This is a genomic window from Helicobacter pylori (genome assembly GCF_014496485.1).
Lineage (GTDB): Bacteria > Campylobacterota > Campylobacteria > Campylobacterales > Helicobacteraceae > Helicobacter > Helicobacter pylori_DD.
The window spans coordinates 37,821-58,473 of sequence record NZ_JACTAX010000008.1 but is presented as its reverse complement, the minus strand read 5'-3'; the positions used below and the strand labels follow the sequence as shown (position 1 = coordinate 58,473).

Annotated in this window: 18 protein-coding genes and 2 pseudogenes; 14 read left to right on the top strand and 6 right to left on the bottom strand. The window is 32.4% G+C overall.

Going from position 1 to position 20,653, the window contains the following annotated elements; all coding sequences use genetic code 11:
• Positions 1 to 111 precede the first annotated feature (111 nt).
• The 4 genes from IC572_RS05470 to IC572_RS05455 are packed head-to-tail and all read left to right on the top strand — an operon-like array spanning position 112 to position 3,722.
• The gene (locus IC572_RS05470) at positions 112 to 360 is read left to right on the top strand and encodes a hypothetical protein (RefSeq protein WP_097718374.1); all 249 of its coding nucleotides are present in this window, start codon (positions 112 to 114) and stop codon (positions 358 to 360) included.
• Between the two features lie 3 nt (positions 361 to 363).
• Positions 364 to 2,424 (top strand): type IA DNA topoisomerase, encoded by a 2,061-nt coding sequence (locus tag IC572_RS05465; RefSeq protein ID WP_187855316.1) that lies wholly within the window; start codon positions 364 to 366, stop codon positions 2,422 to 2,424.
• 54 nt (positions 2,425 to 2,478) lie between these two features.
• Positions 2,479 to 2,949: a hypothetical protein gene (locus IC572_RS05460; RefSeq protein WP_000965788.1), complete on the top strand. Its 471-nt coding sequence runs from the start codon at positions 2,479 to 2,481 to the stop codon at positions 2,947 to 2,949.
• A complete protein-coding gene (locus IC572_RS05455; protein ID WP_000377488.1) occupies positions 2,919 to 3,722 on the top strand; it encodes a nucleotidyl transferase AbiEii/AbiGii toxin family protein in 804 nt (267 codons plus the stop codon). The genes IC572_RS05460 and IC572_RS05455 overlap by 31 nt, the downstream gene beginning before the upstream one ends.
• A 73-nt stretch (positions 3,723 to 3,795) precedes the next feature.
• Here the strand turns inward: IC572_RS05455 and IC572_RS05450 are convergent, their stop codons facing one another.
• From IC572_RS05450 to IC572_RS05440, 3 genes are read right to left on the bottom strand one after another with little or no spacing between them, the layout of a single operon-like run.
• The gene (locus IC572_RS05450; RefSeq protein ID WP_000855664.1) at positions 3,796 to 4,461 is read right to left on the bottom strand and encodes a hypothetical protein; all 666 of its coding nucleotides are present in this window, start codon (positions 4,459 to 4,461) and stop codon (positions 3,796 to 3,798) included.
• Positions 4,439 to 4,816, bottom strand: a complete 378-nt coding sequence (locus IC572_RS05445) for a hypothetical protein (protein ID WP_187855315.1) — start codon at positions 4,814 to 4,816, stop codon at positions 4,439 to 4,441. Before IC572_RS05445 ends, IC572_RS05450 begins: the two co-directional genes overlap by 23 nt.
• Positions 4,817 to 4,853: 37 nt before the next feature.
• Positions 4,854 to 5,531 (bottom strand): ParA family protein, encoded by a 678-nt coding sequence (locus IC572_RS05440; RefSeq protein WP_187855314.1) that lies wholly within the window; start codon positions 5,529 to 5,531, stop codon positions 4,854 to 4,856.
• A gap of 806 nt (positions 5,532 to 6,337) precedes the next feature.
• On the opposite strand from IC572_RS05440, the gene IC572_RS05435 reads away from it, so the two are divergent.
• From IC572_RS05435 to IC572_RS05410, 6 genes are read left to right on the top strand one after another with little or no spacing between them, the layout of a single operon-like run.
• Positions 6,338 to 6,508, top strand: a complete 171-nt coding sequence (locus IC572_RS05435) for a hypothetical protein (protein WP_180373245.1) — start codon at positions 6,338 to 6,340, stop codon at positions 6,506 to 6,508.
• Positions 6,505 to 7,548 (top strand): ArdC family protein, encoded by a 1,044-nt coding sequence (locus IC572_RS05430; RefSeq protein WP_187855313.1) that lies wholly within the window; start codon positions 6,505 to 6,507, stop codon positions 7,546 to 7,548. Before IC572_RS05435 ends, IC572_RS05430 begins: the two co-directional genes overlap by 4 nt.
• Entirely contained in the window at positions 7,548 to 9,374 is a 1,827-nt protein-coding gene (locus IC572_RS05425) for a hypothetical protein (RefSeq protein WP_187855312.1), read from the top strand. Before IC572_RS05430 ends, IC572_RS05425 begins: the two co-directional genes overlap by 1 nt.
• Before the next feature lie 9 nt (positions 9,375 to 9,383).
• On the top strand, positions 9,384 to 10,817 hold the full coding sequence (locus tag IC572_RS05420) for a hypothetical protein (protein ID WP_187855311.1): 1,434 nt from the start codon (positions 9,384 to 9,386) through the stop codon (positions 10,815 to 10,817).
• Complete coding sequence (locus tag IC572_RS05415) at positions 10,817 to 12,073, top strand: type IV secretion system protein (RefSeq protein WP_187855310.1); 1,257 nt, start codon at positions 10,817 to 10,819, stop codon at positions 12,071 to 12,073. Before IC572_RS05420 ends, IC572_RS05415 begins: the two co-directional genes overlap by 1 nt.
• Before the next feature lie 11 nt (positions 12,074 to 12,084).
• On the top strand, positions 12,085 to 13,338 hold the full coding sequence (locus tag IC572_RS05410; RefSeq protein WP_187855309.1) for a hypothetical protein: 1,254 nt from the start codon (positions 12,085 to 12,087) through the stop codon (positions 13,336 to 13,338).
• A gap of 3 nt (positions 13,339 to 13,341) precedes the next feature.
• On the opposite strand, the gene IC572_RS05405 is transcribed toward IC572_RS05410, so the two are convergent.
• Positions 13,342 to 13,992 carry a hypothetical protein gene (locus IC572_RS05405; protein ID WP_187855308.1) on the bottom strand — a complete coding sequence of 217 codons (651 nt, stop codon included), beginning with the start codon at positions 13,990 to 13,992 and terminating at the stop codon, positions 13,342 to 13,344.
• Positions 13,993 to 14,213: 221 nt separating this feature from the next.
• Between IC572_RS05405 and IC572_RS05400 the strand changes: the two are divergent.
• From IC572_RS05400 to IC572_RS05385, 4 genes and pseudogenes are all read left to right on the top strand, one after another.
• A pseudogene (locus IC572_RS05400) lies at positions 14,214 to 14,457 on the top strand (CAAX protease); the annotation flags it as partial.
• A 262-nt stretch (positions 14,458 to 14,719) separates the two neighbouring features.
• A pseudogene (locus IC572_RS05395) lies at positions 14,720 to 15,162 on the top strand (CAAX protease); the annotation flags it as partial.
• A gap of 131 nt (positions 15,163 to 15,293) precedes the next feature.
• Positions 15,294 to 15,545: a hypothetical protein gene (locus IC572_RS05390; protein WP_000006537.1), complete on the top strand. Its 252-nt coding sequence runs from the start codon at positions 15,294 to 15,296 to the stop codon at positions 15,543 to 15,545.
• Positions 15,517 to 16,320, top strand: a complete 804-nt coding sequence (locus IC572_RS05385; protein WP_187855307.1) for a nucleotidyl transferase AbiEii/AbiGii toxin family protein — start codon at positions 15,517 to 15,519, stop codon at positions 16,318 to 16,320. Before IC572_RS05390 ends, IC572_RS05385 begins: the two co-directional genes overlap by 29 nt.
• 316 nt (positions 16,321 to 16,636) lie before the next feature.
• Here the strand turns inward: IC572_RS05385 and IC572_RS05380 are convergent, their stop codons facing one another.
• Both IC572_RS05380 and IC572_RS05375 read right to left on the bottom strand, forming a co-directional pair.
• Positions 16,637 to 17,512, bottom strand: a complete 876-nt coding sequence (locus tag IC572_RS05380; RefSeq protein ID WP_332246592.1) for a tyrosine-type recombinase/integrase — start codon at positions 17,510 to 17,512, stop codon at positions 16,637 to 16,639.
• Between the two features lie 1,069 nt (positions 17,513 to 18,581).
• Entirely contained in the window at positions 18,582 to 20,618 is a 2,037-nt protein-coding gene (locus tag IC572_RS05375) for a relaxase/mobilization nuclease domain-containing protein (RefSeq protein ID WP_187855306.1), read from the bottom strand.
• Positions 20,619 to 20,653: the final 35 nt, after the last annotated feature.

Sequence of the window (20,653 nt, the reverse complement as noted above, 5' to 3'; positions counted from 1 at the left end):
CAGCAAAAAATCTAACAAGCTCTTCAGCTTTTTAAATGGCATTAAGTGGCGTGATTTAATGCTAAAAGAACTCTTACAGGAACAAAATCTACAAAAGAAAGGAGTTAAGTAATGAATTACGATGTTTTAATGGGGTTTTTAGCACTAATAGGGCTAATTCTTTGGTATGGATATGGATTAAGGCAATACCTTAAATTAAAAGATGAGAATAAGAGATTAAAAGAGAAATTACAACGCTGTAATTGTAATATTAAAATTCCTAGTATTCTTGAAGTAGTGAATAGACCTATCATTATGGATATTAAGGGGGAATTACCACATCTTACAAAGAACTATAGAAACAATCAAATTAAGGAGTAAAAAATGAAAGATAGCGTCATCATTATTGAAAGCCCCAATAAAGTGGCTAAGATCAAAGAAATCACAGGAGCTAGTGTTTTTGCTACCATAGGACATTTTATGCAACTAAAAAGCTATGATGAAAATAATAATTTTAAGCCGACTTTTGAATACGACCCCCAAAAGAAAAAGCGTATTTTTGAGATAATAGAGGCGTGTAAAAACAAAAAAGTTTATATTGCCACTGACCCTGATAGAGAGGGTTATGCTATAGGCTATCATTTTTATGAAAAAATTAAAAGGATAGCAAGTTCTATTTATAGAGCAGAGTTTTTTGAAATCACTCCAAGTGGGATTAACAAGGGCTTACAAAACGCTTCTTTATTTGAAAACACTAATAAGCAAATGTATCAAAGCGCTTTAGCAAGGCGTGTGGCTGATATGCTCTTAGGTTTTACGCTCTCCCCTTATTTAGGCAAAGCTTTAGGGCAAATGAAAGGCTCTAGTGCTGGAAGAGTGCAAACCCCTTGTTTAAAGCTTATTGTGGATAGAGACAGAGAAATTGAAAAATTTAAGGCTTTACCTGAAAATGAGAAAGTAAGCTATCAAATTCAAGCTAAGATTAACGATAGTGCTAACAGAGAAGTAACTATCAAGCATTGTGATGAAAAGGGCGAAGAGATTAAATTCAATGATAAAGAAGAGGCTTTAAAACTCTTTGAAAGTTTGAAAGACAATAGAGCTTGTCTTTTAAAGGATTTAAAAAATTCTGTTGCAGAGACTAAACCTAAAAAGCCCTTTATCACTTCTACTCTTTTAGAGAAAGCGAGTTCTGAGTTAGGTTTAGGTATTAGCGAAGTGCAATCTTTAGCTCAAAGTCTTTTTGAAGCTGGGCTTATTACTTACATTAGAACGGACGCTGAAAGTTTGAGTGTGGAGTTTTTAAATGAGACAGAGAGCTTTTATACACCCATTTATAAAGAAGTGTATCTAAAAAGAGAATATAAAGCTGGTAAGCAAAGCCAAGCAGAAGCACACGAGGCGATTAGGATTACGCACCCCCATACTTATGAAGACTTAGAAAGTGTGGTCTATAATGCTGGCATTACTAATCAAGACGCTTTAAAACTCTATCAACTTATTTTTGAAAGAACTATTGAAAGTCAAGGCAAGAATGCTATTTATGACAAACAAGACTTGCTCTTTAAAATCAAAAATGAGTATTTTAAGTGTAGCGTTAAGAGTTTAAAAAGCGCTGGGTTTTTAGCAATGTTTTCTAAAAAAGAATTAGAGAGCGATGAAAGTAATGATGACAAAGATGATAAAGAAAAAGACCAAAACGCACAATTTAATCTAAAAATTGATGATGTGTTAAGTCTAAATGACTTAGTTTTAGCCACCATTAAAAGAAATGCCCCAAGCCCTTATAAAGAGGCAGGTTTTGTCAAGCTTTTAGAAAATAAAGGTATAGGCAGACCTAGCACCTATGCGAGTTACTTGCCTACGCTTGTAAAAAGAGAATATATCAGCATTAGCCAAGATAAAAAACACATTATTACGCCTACACATAAGGGTAAAAGAGTGGTAGAAGTGTTTGAAAATGCTTATCAATTCATTATTGATTTGACCTATACTAAACAAATGGAAGAAATGCTAGATGAGATTGTAGAAAATAAAAGCTCTTATGTGGATTTTATCAGCAATTTAAATTCTAAATGCCCTAAGATTGAAAAACTAGAAAGAAATGATGATGAGATAAAACCTAGCAGTGAAGGACAAATCACTTATATAGAAAATATTTTAAGAGATTTGCGATTAAATTTAAGCGAAGAGTTTAAAAACTACAAAGAAGACAACAGAGTGGCTAAGGCGTTTTTAGACCGATACATTAAAGAGCATGAGTTTTTTAAGAAAAACAACAAAAAGGCTAGTAGCTCTAATAATGATGAAAATAGACCCGCTACGCCTAAACAAATTAGCTTTGCTGAGATGTTAGCTAAAAAGCATAATGTCAAGCTCCCCAAAGGATTTAAATATAGTATGAAAGTGTGTGGGGATTTTATCAATGAGTATCATAAGAAGTAGTAAGTGAAATTTTGCTAAACTAGAACCTAATTAAAACTAATGAGGGAGTTTAGCATGCTTTATATTCCACCCACTTCAAAAGAAGTCTATGTTAGCTCTATTGTGGCTTTAAATATCCATAGCCCACAAGGCACAGGAGATTGGCATAGTAGCTATGCTTTAATGGAGAATGCGTTTGATGATATAGGGGTTTATATCTATGGTGAAAAACAAGCTCATAATACTAATAAACTACTAGGCAATCTAGGCATTATAGATGGCACAGCAAGGCTCAATAAAATGGGCTATTACCCTAAACATACTCCCACTTATATTGCAGAGCATCCAAGAGCTTGTGTAGATTGTCTCTATGTTTCTGTATTGCAAACTGGAAAGCTAGGGGTTGTTATGCTAGATGAATGGTTTCCTAGTATTGAAGATAAAGAGAGTGTCTATGCTCTTATAGAAGTGATGAAGCCCAAATTAAACAAGCAAGAAAGAGAGAATTTGGATAAATGGATAGCAAGAAACCCCATTATAGAGTGAATTTAAGCGAACAAGCTCTTAATCATGAAAAACTGATGAGAGCCATTGTTAAAAATCTAGCCGACACCCCTATGGTATTAAAAGGCGGAACAGCTTTGTATCTAGGCTATGGCTTAAATCGTTTTTCAGAAGATTTAGACTTTGATTGTCATAAAAAAATCAATCTCTTAGGCAGAGTAAAGAGTGCTATTCCTAATGGCATTATCTTAAATGATATTCATATTAAAAAAGACACTGATAGTGTGGGGCGTTATATGGTGCGTTATGCTACTAAAGACAATAAAGAAGAACAAACTTTAAAATTAGAAATATCTTATAGAGATGCACCAAAAGAGAGCGAAGTCAATGTGATTGAGGGAATGCGAATTGCTAAAATAGAGCGTATTATTGATAACAAACTCTGTGCTTGCTTTGATGGGGAGCATATAAGAACTAAAGCTAGAGATTTATTTGATTTGCATTTTTTAGCCAAGCATTATGAAGAACATTTTAACTTAGATTTAGCAAGTCGCTTAAAAGATTTTAGCAAAGACCCTGATAAATTAGTGAGCGATTATTTAGTAGATGTAAAACTAGATGCTTTATTAAATCAAATTATGGACTTAGAAGAAACAGCCCTAGAATTAGGGGTAATGGCTCAACTAATACATAAAAAACTTGAAAAACAATCTCATTCCCTTAATGCCTTGCAAGAGCAACAAGGCTATAGCAATAATGATAATAGCCTAGACAATTCTAATGAAAACACCTACACACCTAAGCGTAGGCGATAAGTAACCTTATTGAGTGGGTATTTGATAGTTTTTAGTTGTTTTGTCTTGTTAATTTAATTCTATTTAAAACTACTTAAATACCCTTGCTCTCTAAAATCTCTTTAAAACATTGTTGCAATTTTTTAGAAAATGACTCTTTTTCTTTGTCATAGTCTTTTCCTAAGCTGATATAAAGTGCGGTGTCTTTGTCTTTAAAGTCTTTGATTTCTTTTGTAGGTTTATAACTCAAAAATTCTCTAATCTCTTTAGCATAACCTTTTACTAAAACTTGCAATAAGTCAATGTCATAAGAAAATTTATCTTTAAGGACATTTTGAGCGATTTCTATTAAGCACTCATCATAGATTTCTACACTTTCATTAAACACTTCTTCTACATCACTTTCTTTAATACCATTTAAAAATAGATAGTAATTAAAGAGCCTATCTTCTTTTTCTTCATTTAGCCATTCTAAATCATCTTCATATTCTTCTTCATCTATAGGCTTAAAATCACTAGGAATAGTGCTTTCATAATCAATAGGACTAAACTTACACATCAAGCGTGAAATAAGAATTTTAGGGGCATTCTCATTGCTTATCTTAGCAAACACCATATTGGCTAAGATATTAGCTAAGATTAACTTCTCTACTAAACTAGCTTGGCTGATTTCTTGTTCTAGTGTATCCTTAAACTTTAAAGGGGTGTCTTTATAGATTATCTTATGCGTAAAAAATTCATTCAAGTTCATTGTTTTCATTATTGCCCTTTTCTTTGTTTTGTAATCTTTCTAGTTGCTTTAAAAGCTTTTGCTCTTGGGTGTTTTTTCTGTATTTTAAATGCCTAATAAGCGCTTCTTCAATAAAAGTGCTTCGTGTCTCTTTAAATGAGCCAAATTCTAGCAAAAATTCATCAAGTTCTTTTATCACACAAGGACTAAAGGCAATGTTAAAGCTCTTTTTCTTATCTTCATCTAACAAGCTTTTTTTACGCCCCCTTTTTTTAGGGATTTTTACTTCCTTTGTGCTAGGCTCTTGTTTTAGGGGGGTATCTTGGGCTTGTTCTTCTTGTTCTTCAAACTTCTTTTCTAGCTCATCAATTTGTTGTAAATCCATACTTGTATGCTCCTTATTGTGTTTATTTTTGTGCTTTTTAACTCTTCTGAACCGCATGTCTTTTCTCTTTTTCTAAATGGCTTTTTAATTCGTTATAAAAATTAACCCACTCATTGATAGCCTTTTTATCGCTGTATTCTATGACCCCTAAGCCTTCGCTTACACTGCGCTTATAAACAATGCGCTCACTCAAAGAGCTTTCTAAAAGTGTAATCCTATCGCTAGGGTTATTTTCTTTAATAAACTCTATTAAGGCTTGTCTTTCTTTAAGGGTAGGAATAGTAGGCATTCTATTGATGACAATTAAGGCTCTTAGATTTTCATTAAGCTCTTGGAGTTGCTCAATTCTTTCTAGCATATTAGCTAAGACTTCAGTGTCTAATTGGCTAGGAGTTGTTGGCACTAGCACAATATCACTTAAAAGCATAGCTTTTTGGGTTTCTTTGCTGTATTCCCCCTTAGTATCAATAAGGATATTTTCATACTTAGATACCATTTGCTTTAAAGTATCGCTAAAGCCACTACTACGATTAAATAAGCTAAAAGTGGGGCGTTCTTTTTCAGCACGAATTGTAGCAAAAGTTTCCATAGACTTTTGGCTATCTGTATCTAAAACAACCACTTCTTTATTGTCTTTGAGTAATTGCACCGCTAAATTTAAACAAAGCGTGCTTTTACCACTTCCCCCTTTTTCATTAGCAATACAAATGGTCATGCTATTTTCCTTAATTTAGTTATTTTATAAGTATAGCATAATTATATGGATTTTGAATTAACTTTAAAGATTTTAATTATTAAGATTTTCTATAGTAGATGTAATTATCAATTAAATTTAGTAAGGGATAATAAAATTATTTCTATTTGATAAGTATTTAATCTTTAATTTAATATTACAATGTTAAAAGAATTTATACTTATTTAGCTTATATTATAAAACTATTAAGAAATTAAGTTATTAATTAAATTTAAAGCATTTTAAGTGGGTTTTTAGTTTGGTGTTGTTATGTGATAACTAGCACCCCTTTTTTATTTACTTGCACCTTCTATACCGCCAAATAGATCTTACATTAGAGATAATGCGAGAAAATAAGGGCTTTTTAGAATAAAAGCGAATGCTTTTAATAGGCTTAATCAGTAAAATACAAATGAGCATCTAGGTTGTCTAATATTTTTATGTGAAATTTATAGATATGGTTATAAAATTTCTTAAAAAATTTTTTAAAATAGTAAAAAACTATCATTTTATCTTAAAATTAGCTTAAATTTTAACTTTTTTTCATTAAATTTTTAGGCTTATTTACTTTTCATTTACTTTGAGATTAAGTTACGCATTTTAGGGGGTTGTAGAGTTTGAGCCTTAAAAATGTGTGCGCACACATTTGGGTTTTTTGCTTAATTTTAGCTTAAAAAGTGGCATATGTGTACGCACACACTTTGAAATAGTAAATAAGTCAAGACCTTGATTTTTTTGTAATTTTAATGGCATTCTAAAAAGATTTTTTAAAAACAAGGACAGAAAAAATGACACAAGATTTTTTAGAACTTAAAGAGGGAAAATACCCTATGAATGAATGGCAAATGATAGAGTTTATGCAAATGGGAGTAGAGCCTAAAAGCGAACAAGAAGTGAAAATGGAGCTAGAAAATTCATTGGAAAATACCAATAATAGTGGAGAGGAAGATTCAAAATGAAAGCGTGGAATGAAATGGATATTAAAGAGCAAAAAGAAATTTTTGCTCAATTTTTAGCGAGTGAAATTGCACAAAGTCTTAATGCAGGACTAGAGTTTAAAGCCAATAATAGAGCTTATAATGGCAATGTGGGTAATGCTTATAATGGCTTAAACGCTCTTATTTTAGATGCCAAGCAACATGAAAATGGCTATGAGAGTAATGTGTGGGTAGGTTTAGATGATGCCTTAAAACTTGGGGCAAACCCTAAAGAAGTGGAGCATATTAAAAACAACACTAAGAGTAAAAATAATAAGGAGGGCATTTATGATAAGGCAAGTATCGCTTATATTAGAGATTATGAAATACGCTATATTAAAGCAAGAGACAAAGAAGGCAATTTAATCCCCCTTAAAGACAAAGAGGGCAATGCTAGGCGTAATGCTAAGGGCGAAATTATCTATGAATATGAAAAAGTCCCCCAAAGAGACAAGCTTGGCAACATCAAGTATATGCAAGATGGCGTTACACCCTTTTATGAGTTTAAAAAAGAAAAAATAGATATAGAGCCGACTTTAGAAATTAAAAATCTCTACAATGTCAATATTTTTCAAACGCTAGACAAAACTAAGCTTAAAGAATTAGACCCTAAAACTTTAAGAACGCAATACATTAGCCATACTTTCTCTATGGATAATCAAAACTTAGTGATTTATGATTTATCCAAGCATTTAAATGAAAAAGAATATAAGAAAGTGCTAGATTATGTGGAGCAATATGGCGCAACCCATTCTGAAAAAAGCAAGCAATACAACATTTCTCAAAGCTACCAACAAGAACCTAAGGTTGAAATCGCTCCTAGCACAGAAAATAATGTCAAAGAAAACAACGAAATGAATATGGATCAGTTTAACAAAATGCTTGAAATGGCTCAGAATAATCCGCAAATGTTAGCTATGTTACAACAAACTCTTAATAAGGGAGCAGAGCAACAAAAGCATGACAACTATTTTGCTAATGATGAAGCAGTACCCACTCAATCTAAGGGTAGGGGCAGATAATGCAAGATTTTATCAATGGATTTCTTAAAGCTTGGAAAGCGTGGAGTGATGATGGTAAGGACGCTTTTTTAGAGAGTTTTTTAGATGAAGTTAAAAGCTCTCAAAATGACCCCTCTAACTTCTTAGGCATTTTAGAACAAGAAATCAAATCTTTAAGCCAAGAGGGCTTACAAGATGACATGTCTTCTATGCTAGAAGTGATTGAGAGTATGAAAAATGAAATCTCTAATTCAAAAGACAACGAAAATGTGAGCGATTTTATGAATGTCTTGCAAAATGAAATCTCACAAGGACAAAACAACTCTAATGATAATCCAAATGAGTTCGTAGAAAGTTTAGCCCAAGCCATTACTGAGATACAAGAAAATAAAAACGAGTTAGAGCAACAAGAACCAGAAAGAAAAGAGTCTGAGCTTGAAAGTAAGGCATTACAAGATTATGAAGAAAACCAAATCAAAAGAGCCGAAGAAATTAATCTTACAGAGCATGAAAATGAGTTAGCCAAACAAGAGCTAGAAAAATACGCCATAGAGGGCGAAAATAAATCATTAGAACAATATGATGAAAATTTAGAGCTTTTAGAGAGCTTACAAATCATAAGAGATGAAACAAACGAAGTTGCCAACTCTCTAAGAGCTAATGAGACCATTGAATTGCTAAGACCTACAGGTGAGAATACTACCAGCAAAATTGCCTCTCTTGCCTTAGAAGAAAATAACAAGCTTAATGAAAAAGAAACTAACACACAAGAACAAAATACAGAAAAAGAGCAAGAAAAACCTAAGATTGGTAATGACATAGACTTTAAAGACAAATACGCTAATTTACATAGCTTTTTCAAACAAACCGAGCTTGATATTAAACAAAAGCGTATTAAGACTAAGCTTGATTTTAAAGAGAGCTTTTTGAATTACGCTAAAAACCACATGAATGAAGATGAATTGAAAGTCTTATTAGTGGTGAGCCAAAAAGAACCCACCAAGCTCACTAAAGAGCATATTAATTTGATTAAAGATTGCTTAGAACAAGCACATGGCAATAAACATATGCAAGATAAGGGCTTACAATTAAGCGTTAAATCAATCTTGGGACACGAATTAGAAAAAGAACACCACGAAGCGTTAAAAGATTATATGCAAAAAAGTAAAAACAGCTTAGAACCTATGGATAACAGAGTGTATGAAGTGATGCAAAAACACTTAGACAAGCAACAAGAAAAAGCGCTCAAAAATTTAGATAGCACCACTCAAAGTGTGGGAGTGAATGCTATTAAAGAGCAAAATAAGGCTAATGAAAACGCTCAACAAGAAACAAAAAACTCACAAGCACAAGAGACTACTAGCTCACAAGCTTATGAAAGCGTGTCTCAAGCAAACACACAAGATACTATTCAAGCTAATGAGAGTATTAAGCCACAAACTAATAACACAGCTACACAACAAGAAAACACAAAAGAAAGCCAAGTTACACAGCAAAATAGCACTATTCAAGCTCAAAAAGAGCCACACGCTAAAGAAGAACCTAAGAAAGTCTCACACCATGATGAACCATGGCTAGATTATGACCCTAAAAATCATGTGGGATTAAAGGAATTACAAGAGAACCAAGAAAAAACACCAAGTAAGGGGAATGATGAGCCTTGGATAGAGCATGGCAAACGCATGCAAGAAAAAGCTAAAGCCCACTATCAAGCTTGTTTAGAAAAAGAGCGAGCCAAGCAAAATCAACAAAATACCCAAAACACCATAGAGAACCAAAACAAAGAAGTTCCAACCATAGACTATGGCTATACACAAAATACGCCAGCTAAGAGCAGAAGGCGCTAGGAAAGCATTATGGCTTACATTCCTAATCTCACTGCCTTGCCCTTACATGAGATTTTGCTAGACAATGGCTACACTTATAATAAAAACAAGACAAGCAAGAATAACCCTTGCTTAAAACATGAAAACGAAGAGGGAAGTTTAGTCATCTTTAAAAATCAAAATAAAGATGGCTCTATTAGTTACACCTACAAAGAAACCCACACAGATAAAGTCGGTAATATCATCACTTTTTGTAAGGATAGAAACATTAGTGTGGAAGATTTAATCGCTGGAAAGTTAGAAGATTATCTTAACAAGCAAGACAATCTCAAAGCAAGGAATAACACACAAGAGAATAACGAAGAAATTCAAAAAATCATCAATGAGTTTAAAAACCTTAAACCCTATGATTTACAAAACGCTACACTCATTAAAAAGTGTGGCATTGATACAAAGCTATTAGAGCCTTATAAAGAGCATTTAAAAACGGACAATTTTAATAATCTTATCCTTGCTACCTATTTAGCTTTTGAGAATAAAAATCTTAATGTCATACCCATTCATCAGTGTGGGATTAACAAACGCCTAAATACTCCCTTAAGCACAGACAAAGAGGGCAACATAAGAGACAAGCCATTAAAATCTATCGCACAAGGAAGTAAAGGCATAGAAGTCTTGTTCCCTAATAATTTAAGCTTAGTTAAAAATGTCATTGTTACTGAAAATATCTTTGATAGTCTCGCTTATTTAGAATTACAAGATTTAGATCCCAAAGAAAGCGTTTTAATTAGCACTGCAGGGCAATTTAACGCACAAAAATTAGAACTCTTTTTAAAAAGTTTTTTTAAGCAATTAAAAGGGCGACAACAAGGATCGTATAACAATTATCTAAGACAAGAAGAACAATGGCAAGAGCTAGTGAGACAAGGCAAGGCTAATGATGATTTTAAGAGTGTGGTCGTAGAGACCTACACTGACATTATTAAAAACTATCAGAGAGAAAAGAACACTCCCATTTATAATAAAAGAGTGGAAAAAACTAGAGAGTTTAGAAAGCCACAACCTGTCAATCAACCACAAGAGAGCTTTAATGTGGTGTTAGCCTTTGATAATGATGTTAAAGGCAAAAGTTATAGAGAAAAATGCGAGGGTATTCTATATGCTCTCTTACAGCAATTCCCCACTATCTATACGCCTTTTTCAAAGGATTGTAACGATGATTTGAAACTAGCTCACATTATAGAAAATGAGGCGATTAACATTGACATTATGGCGGAGTTTTTAGAAAGTTCTTTAGAGAAATTAAATAACAACGACACACCTATACAAGAAAAGGAAAATATTATGGATAAATTAGAACAAATTGATAGCCTTAAACCTTTTAGTAAAGAGTTTAAGGACATTTTAGAAAATATTAAAGAAAATTTACAGACACAGAGTTATGTTAAAGGGAGGGGGAGATAATGCAAGGTAATAGTATAAGTATTTATGAAACGATTTTATCGCTATTTAGCGACCCAACAAAAAAAATATTTTACAACATAGCAACTCAAACAGCAGAAGTTTTAAAAGCTCAAATGATAATTAATGCTGTTTTGGTAATTTTATTTATGATATGGGCTTATAAGCGAGTGAAAGAGGGCGATATATTTCAGTTTAAAACCGCTATGGGCGTGGTTGTATTCATAGTGTTTATGGGAGTTTTAAATTGGGCAATGGATAATCCAACAACTTACATGAATATGCTTAAAGACACCATTTTCTACCCTTCTAATAAGCTCACTGAGATTATCACAAACAGCATGACATCATTGCAAACATTGACAGGAAAAAATGATTTAACCTTAGGCTCATTGATAGATAAGTCCTACTATTCCATAACACAATTATACAGAGAAGTATTTAGTGATTTAGGCTGGAAGACATTTTTTACTATGTTTCCTATGTTAATCATTTTTCTTTTGTTAGTCCTAGCTCAAATTCTTTTAATTGGACTAATTTTAATCATTGTTCTAATCACTCTTGTTGAAACTCTTACATGGCTATCATTGGGCTTTGCAGTTTTACCATTAGCACTATTCCCACAGACTAAGGGCATGCTCTTTAGTTATCTCAAAAAACTCATTTCCCTTACTTTTTATCAGCCTTGCATTATGGTAGTATCTTTTTTAAATTTTTCAATGATAGAAAGTATTACTTTAAAAATTCCTACCCAAGCAGAAATAATCAATGGGTTCTATAACAAAGGACACATAGTTGACCAAATGATAGAAAATGGTTCAAATCAAGCAATCAATAATTTTCAAAATACTATGGGAGCTTATACTAGCGTATTAGGATTTTTTATTATCTTAATTTTAGGCTCTGTAATTTGTTTCTTTCTAGTCAAACGAGTGCCTGATTTTATCAACAATATCTTTGGCACAAGTGGAGGCGTTGGGGCAGTAACAGAAATGATGCAAAAAATTGGTATGACAATAGGCGGAGCAGTCGTAGGAGGCTCTATGGTTATGGTAGCTAATCAAGCTAAACAAGCTTATCAGAGTGCTGGGGGCGGATTAGCAGGACTTCAAGCTGGAGCAAGAGCGATGTTTGGGGCTGGACTAAGCGGAGGGATTACCACTATCGCAAATACAAAAGGAGCAAAAGCTGGTGTGAGACACTTTGTAGCGAGTGTGAAAAGTGGCTTTGGACTTGATAATGATAGAAACAACAAATGAAAAGTTTTATAATGAAAAAATTAGTTTTTAATATAGGTTTTAGTGTGCTTTTATATTGCAATAGCGTGTTTGCAGAGGGGGAAACTCCTTTGATTGTCAATGACCCAGAGCTTCATGCTGGTCAAGCCACTGTGATAGGTAAAATGGTAGATAGCATTAAAAAATATGAAGAGATTATCTCTAAAGCTCAAGCTCAAATCAATCAGTTGCAAAAAGTCAATAACATGATAAATACGACTAACTCTTTGATTAGTAGCAGTGCTATCACTTTAGCAAACCCTATGCAAGTGATACAAAACGCTCAGTATCAAATAGAGAGTATTAAATATAACTATGAGAATTTAAAGCAAAGCATAGAAAATTGGAACGCAAGAGATTTATTAAGGAATAAATACTTACAGCAACAATGCCCTTTTTTTGATTTTAACAAATTGACTAACAATAAGATTGCCAATTTAAGCAATCTTAACAATGCTATTACAAAAACAGGCAAGCAAACCGCACAAGTGAAAGATATGCAAAATTTAATCCAAGCTCTAAGTAATAATGGCTATGAAAATTTGCAGTCTTTTGCTGGACAATTAAGCGGTAGAGATATGGGATTGATTTTATGCGAAGAGCTAATCAAAGATGAAAATCAAGCAAGGTATAACCAACTATCAGCAGAAGCTAGTTTGGATATTCTCAATGGTAACTATCAAGCATATAAAATGAAAATATTTCAACAAGATGCGATGAAATTAACAGAAAGGATTAAAAAACAAAAAGAAATTAATGCAAAAGCAGATTATCTAAAACACAGACTAGCTGATATTCAACAACAATTAGGCGTAACAGACCCCACAGCCAACCATAATAATCAAGGGATACAATATTGTAAAGAAAACAAAGAAAATGGCACTTGCACGCCATTAGCCCTAGAAAAAACTCGCCTAGACAACGAGCTAGAGCAAGAAATCCAAACTCTCACACTTGATTTATCTAAAGCTCCTAATAAAGATGCTCAGAGCCAAGCCTATGCGAATTTTAATCAAAGCATTAGGTTACTCACGATAAAGTATTTAAAAGAGATCACCAATCAAATGCTCTTTTTAAATCAAACTATGGCAGTGCAAAGTGAGATTATAGCAGACATATACAAAACAGACTATGGGTTTAACACAAATTTAAAGGGCACAAAATCAACCCAATACCAAACAAGAGAGCAAATCTTAGGCAAGGTAAAAACAAACCAATTTGGCTTTCCAGAAATTGCTCCCGATTGAAAATCAAGGCTGTCTAACAGCTCTTTTTATTTCTAATTTTGGGTGCATTATGGCTAGACTTGCAGCTTTTGAAAGGCATTCATGGTCAGCTTGATTTTGTTCGTTTTCAAATTTTTCTTCAAAGTGTGAGCCACTATAAGTCCACCATTTGGGTTTTGTGTCTCCATAGGCACTATAAAAAGCATTGCTATAACACGATATTTTACCTTCTTCACTTTTGCTACAACGATTTTTTTTAAGAAAGTTACTTTCCGCTTTTTTACGGCTTTCTCTAACATAGTTTCTACAAGCAACTAGCCACTCTTCATCTTTTTTAATTTGCTCATTTCTTTCATCTACTATTTTCTGTAATTCTTGTTCTTTTTTAGATAGCTGTTTTTTATTAACACAAGAAAGAAAAGCGGTTTTCCATTCTTGTGGAAGATTTTTTGATAAATTCCAACCATCATTCAAATATTTAGAACCATCAATTTGAGAATTACAATCAATGGCGTATTCTTTCTTAATATTGCTTTTAGATTTGCTGAGATAGTCAATTAAGTTAGCATCTGTAAATAAAGGTTTCGCCATTACATTAAGCGGGGAGCACACCACCAACGCTCCAGCTAATAACCCTGTCCTTAAAATTTTATTCAAACCTTTTAGCTTAATCATTTTTATTCCTTTAATTGAAACTTAATATCTCACTCATCATTATAACATAAAGTTTTAAAAATATATAAATAACAATCAAGTATTTAGTTATTTTATAAGTATTGAGTTAGTTTTGATTATTTGAATTACTGATTAAATATGTTATTAACAAGTAATAACAATGTCTTATAGCTAATTTTATTTGTGTTATAATCAGTTTAACAAACCATTTAAGAGACACTATACAAGATTTACAAGATTTTAAAAACGATATTACGCTCATTCTATCCAAAGCATAGATTAGACACTTATGACAACCTAGAGCAATATAAAGAAAACCTAAAACTAATTAGTTCAATCATGCCTAAAATCTCTAATCTAGAGATTTACTTACGCAACGCATTAGATTATTGTCTCACTCAGAATGAGGGGAGTGAATGGGCGTTTGATGAAAATTCTTTAATCCCCTTAATAGAAGAAGTGAAGTGCCCAACCGCTAAAGACGATTGGGCTTCCTAGGCTGATGTTGCCCGTAGGGAGAGTTTGGTTCTCACTCTGTGTCCCTATAGTAGGGATTTTACAGAGTTTGAGCTCCAACGCATTCCCTACAGGTCTCACACATCATATCTCCAAAGGCGTAACTTTGCACACTTCCTGCGCTAGATACGAATGTACGGGGATATTATACCACGAATTGGTAGCATTCATCCCAAACGCTAAAGACGATTGGGATTTCTGCTAAGGAGTATTAAAAAACAAGAAAAAAGAAATCTCGCATTCTTTAATCTTGTCTAAAATGTCTTTGGGAGCAGTGATTAAGCTTATCTTTTTTATAAATTAGAAAGCTCGGTTTTAAATCTAAGGCATTTTAATTTTAAAAAATACTACCAAGACAACAAAAACACTTTGCTTGTTAATGACAGAAAACAAAGTCTTTATGATTATATTAAGGCTCATATTGCCCTAAATTTGCTATGGACAATTAGAAATCGTGCGTATCATTGGGAAAACCTACTAAAAATCAAGCCAAACAACCGCCCACGCATTACAACACGCTTTATCAGAGAATTAGAAAAGCCTACAAGTAAAAGTTTCAACTTTAGTATCATGCCTAACAAAATTGTTTCATTTTTAGATGATTTAATCAAAAATATTGGAAATAAAGACTTGGAAAAACTAAGTAGTCTATAAGCTATAAGAAAGTGGGCTTCGGTCAGCCCTACGAATGTAGGCGTATTATAGCTAAACAATCATTATAAGTCAAACCAAAACCAACACAAAATTTGCTAAACTACAATCAAATCAATTTAGGGAGGATAAAAATGTCATTTGCCCCTATGTTATTAGCTACAATCAATAACTCTATTGGCAATAAAGATAAGCATGTGAGCTTAGAGTATCTTATAGGGCTTTTTATGGATAAAAAAACAACTAATCTAAGCAATACTGACAAGTATATTATAGGCACAATTCAAACAGAGGCACTAGAGCAAGAAATAGAATGGTTTTCACAAGACTATCACATTCCTATGGAGAATATTTTACATGTCCTTTCTATCAATCCCTATCAATGAAAAGAGCCTTAGTTTTATCAAAAACAACTTTCAAGCTCAAATTCAAGCCCTAGAACAATTTTATCCCATTATTAAAAATGCTTTGAATTTAGGGCTTAATCCTAGTAGTATTAAGTTTGGAGGAGGCACAGCTTTGAGCATGTATTACTTCCAGCATAGATTAAGCTTTGATATTGATTTGTTTGTCAATGATGCTCAATGTTTGGGATTTTTTAGCCCTAAATTATGGATAGATAATTGCAGTCATTTTGATAGCACAAGATACATAGACCAACATAATCATATAGGCGTAACGAATAAAGACAACATTAAAATAGATGTTTTAGTGGATTATGCTAGTAATGAGGGATATGTAGATAATTCTAAAAAGATTTTTGCTTTTGATATTTATATAGAAGGTTTAGAAAATATTATCGCTAAAAAGATTACTTTTAGAAAAACTGATAATAAAACAAGAGATATTTTTGATATAGCAGTGGCTTTGCATAATGACAATAATTTATTTGACAAGCTTTTAAGTTCTCAAAAAATAACTAAGCAAGACTTACTAACTCTTCAAAATTCTTTGCAAGAGTTAGATAAAAAGCGTTATAGCATAGAAATAGATATGGTAGAACCCATTTCACACTATAAAGACCTTTCTTTAAGTGCTTATGATTTTTTAATAGACAAAATAGACCAAATTAAAACAGCGACTTACTCAAATTCCCATGACAACGCAGATGATTTAGACAATTCCAATGAATACACCCCCACACCTAAGCGTAGACGATAAACAATCTTGTTAAGTAGGTATTTAATAGCTTTAGTTAATCTATCAGTATTTAATAGAATTTAGTTATTTGTATTGTTAATCAAATATATTCTTAATGAGTAACAATAATCTATAATTACATTGTTTTTAGAATATTTTGTAATTTAAGCTAACTCTATAAAATCTCAATGATTTTAACAACCCTTATAAAACTAATCATTTTTAATTAGCAATAAAACATTAAATAGTTAATTAAAACTATCTAATGCTAGATTATTTATCTTAATAAGATTATTTAAACTAATTACACTAAACTACCTAATCAATTTTAACCACCTTACTTCTTGTTCTCTATCAAACTATCAAACACAAGAGCCACTTTCTTGTTATGCTCTTGTGTGGTATGAATATAAATCTTAGTAGAGAGTAAGGAGCTATGCCCTAACGCCCTTGAAGTTAAAACTAAGTCTTGGGTTTCTTGATAAATGAGTGTTGCAAAACTATGCCTAAATAGATGTAAGCCTGTGCCATATTGCTTATAGTGTTTGATTTGAGCTAGTTTAAAAATTAAGGGGATAAAGTTATAAAGCGTTAAAGAATTTTGTGCTTTTTGTTTGTCTTTTTTAAAAAGATATGCCCCATTAAAATATTTTAGTCTATATTCATCACTAAGCCAAGCATTCAAGCTTGGTTCTAACAAACTCTTTTTAATATAAGCTTTTCTCTCTTTTCTACCTTTGCCTTGAATTAAAATAGAGTAGTTTTGCTCTTCTACTTGAATGTGTTTTAATTCTATGTTTAACACTTCGCATTTTCTAAGTCCCCCAAGTATTACAATAAGTAGAATACACTTATTGCGTTTTTCAAAGCTTGTAACTGGCTTATAGTCTAAGAGTGTTTTTAAAAAACTCTTTAAGTCTTTATCGTTTAAATGTCTGGGTAAGCTTTCTTTGGTCTTAGCAAAGGCTAGGTTTTTAAGCGTAAAATCAAAACTATAACGCCTTTTTCTATCCAAATAATCAAAGAATTGTCTTAAATACATCACATACTTAGCCATAGAGCTGGGTTTTCTATTTTGAGCGAGTTCAAAGAGAAAGTTAATCACTTGCTCTTCGCTAAGCATTCTAAAACTTCTTAATTTGAGATTATCTTTAAAATAGTTAAAGAATGAGAGTTTTATGTTTTTTAGTTTGTTAGGTTCTAAAAGCGGTATTTTTAAAAATTTTGCATGGCTCCTTAGAGATTTGAAATTCCGCCTTTAAATCTAAATCTCTAAAAAGTTCCGCTTTTAACTAAGGCATAAAAGCAAAATTTCGCCCCCTTAAAAGTAAATAATCAAATACATAGTTATTTGCATTACTCACTAAATACAAAAATTGAATTTATCAACGATTAAATAGTTTTTGAAAGTAAGCTTTAAGCGCTTTTTAAGGTTAAGAAGTGCGTGTTTATGGATATTAGATATGAAAGCGGAACTTAAGTTCCGTATAGTTATAAAAATATTAAGGGAAAGAAAGGTTTACCTTTCTTTCCTAACCTATTGAGTAAACATGTTATTAGTAAATATCATGTCATGAGGGGGATTTCTTTTTTTTTAAAAAACTTGATTAAATTAGATAACTAGGAACTTGCTAAAGGAAAAAAGAAAAATCAAAAAAAAGAACTTTTGATTAAAAGAGACAAACTGACTGAAAGAGCCATAAGGTTAGTTGTGGCTAGGTTTAGTTTAAGGAAAGTTTTTAATTTCTTTTATTAGTAAAAATAAGAACAAAATCAAAATAAAAGAAAAATAGGAATTATCTATCAATGACATGTTAGTTGTGGGAGGAATGATTAGTCAAGGCTTGTGTTATTTAAGTTAGGTTGTAAGCGGTTTGTCTCATTAGCATTTAGGATTAGAAAGGTTTTTGTTTAGAGTGTGTAGGGTTAAGGTTTGTTTCTAGCTCTTAGTATTAAAAGAGTTAAGTTTGATTTGATAGTAGGTTCAAGGGTTAGGTTTAAACTTGCTTTATGATTATGTTTAAGAAAACTTTAAGGTTTTAAATTTTTGCGTGCTACTTAAGAAAAATTTAAGCTCTACAAGGCGTTTTAAAGCGTTTTTGTTTTTAGGTTAATAGTTTGTCTTATCTTATGGCTTTATTTTGATTGTGGGGCATTTTATAGTAATCTATTTGAGTGTTTGTTAGAGTTAGCTATTTTACAAAAAGAACAAGCAAAGAAACCCACTTAATCAAGGGGCATACTATCTTTTTAAGGGCATTAAATTAAATTACTTTAGAGTATTACCTATTACGCCCTTTAGAATTTGTATTGCTATCATTTTCTTTCAATCCAGCATGAGCTTTGGGGTCATAATCAAGCTCATTAGAGTGCAAGGTGTTAGCTTGTTGTTTAGCTAATTCTTTAGCTTTTTCTTTTTCTAGCATAGCTTGATAGTGTGCTTTAGCTCTAGCTTGTTCTTTTTTACCAAACTCAATCCAAGGCTCATCGTTATTAGGTTCTTTGGTGATAGCTTGAATTTCTTTTTGCTCTAGCTTAGTATCTTTAGCGTGTTCTAGGACTTTTTCAAGGTTTAGGTTGTCATAGTGGGTTAAAAACCTATTAGCTCCTATGATTTCATTACAAGTATAGAGAATATCCTTAGAAATTTTAGAAAATTGCTTAGTTTGTTTGAGAAAGTCTTGTTTTTCTTTTAAGGGTAATGAAAAAGTCTCTTTATAGCTTTCTAGGGCTTTGAAATAGCTCTCTTTGGCTCTTTTAAACTCTTCTTCTTTTTGCTTTAAATCTTGTTCTAAAAAGAGTAGTCTTTCTTTGGTGAGTAAGAGCATAGTCTTTTGATAGTCTTGTAATTGCTTACTCACTAACTCACAAGTATTATCATTAAGCTTATAGGTAGGGTCATCTTGTTTAGATTTAAAGCTTTCTAGCATAAATTGATATTTTCTAGCACTAAAATAAGCGTTTTTAAAGGTTTTGAGAGTGGGGTGCTTGTCCTTAGGAAGTTCTAAGGCTTTGGCTAAAAAAATAGGATTAGTTAAATTATTGTATTGTGTGTTGTTTTTAGTTCTCACTTCATTTCTTAATTGAGCTAATAGTAGGTGTGAGTTTTTATCCAAAGGGCGTTTGTCTAGGCGTTCTAGCTTACTTAGTAGCATTTCTTTTTTCTTTAACACAGAAAAGCCCTTAGTCTCTCTTTCAAAGTTTTTGTCTAAATCATTGAGAATATGAAAATTCTTAAAGGTGCAATGTTTTTGTTTTTTATCTAATTCTTTTTGATAAAAGCCTAAGAGTTCGTATAGCTCGTGTTTGCCCGTGTTTTTTAAGTGTTCGCTCACTGGCTTTCTTTTGTCTATTCTGTCAATATCTAGGCTTTCTTTTTCATCATCGCTTGTGTCTTTGTGGTTAAAAAGAGCGATTTTAAATGCAGAAATCTTTTGTTTTAAAGGAGTGCTTTGGTTGTTTTGAATGTCTAGGACTTTTGCTTTGTTTTTGTCTTTGAGAGTTTGTAGGTATTCTTTTTGTAAAGCCTTGTTTAAATCCCACTCATCTTGTGGGGTTTTAATTTGTTCTAAGGCTTTTTCTTCTTTTTCCAAGTCTTGTAATTGCTGTTTGATATTGTCTAATTCTTTGAGCTTAGGCTCATTGACATACAGGTATTCTTCGCTTAATAAATGGTTATTCAGTCGGTAAGCAAACTCATTTCTTAATTCGTTAAAAAATTCTTTGCAATCCTCACGCCCTTTAAAACGCAGTCTTCTTCGTGTTAGTTGATTAGTCTTGTTGATGAAACAATGGATATGGGCGTGGTCTTGGTGTGTATGGGGGACTAGAGCAAATTTATATTCAGGTAACCTTACTTTTAAACTTTCCCAAGTGGAGTATAAAAGCCCTTGCATTATCTCCTCATCTGGCTTGTCTTTGATAGAAAAAACTAAGTGCATAGCTTCGCTGTAGTCATTAGTCAAATCAAAGTCATTGAGCCAAGTCTCTAAGATGAATTGCTTGTCGCACTCCATAAACATTTCATTATAGGCTGTTTCGCTGTTTTCTAAAGCATAGCTTAGGGCATTTTCTAAATGGGAGCGTTTCATTTGCCCTATGTTTTTAATCAGCACGGGACTAGTGCTCTTTGCGCCAACTAAATTAGATTTAATAGACTTTGGACTAGAACTAAATTGATTGAATTTAATGAGCAATCTTTTATCCACTTTATCGCTATCGCTGGGTCTAGGCCTTCGCATATGCTCTAAAATATCATCTAAAAAAGATAAATCCATAGGGCGACTATCTAGCTTAGTATCTATAGCCCTATCCAGCACACAAACCCTTTAAGACTTAACAACATTGCTAAATT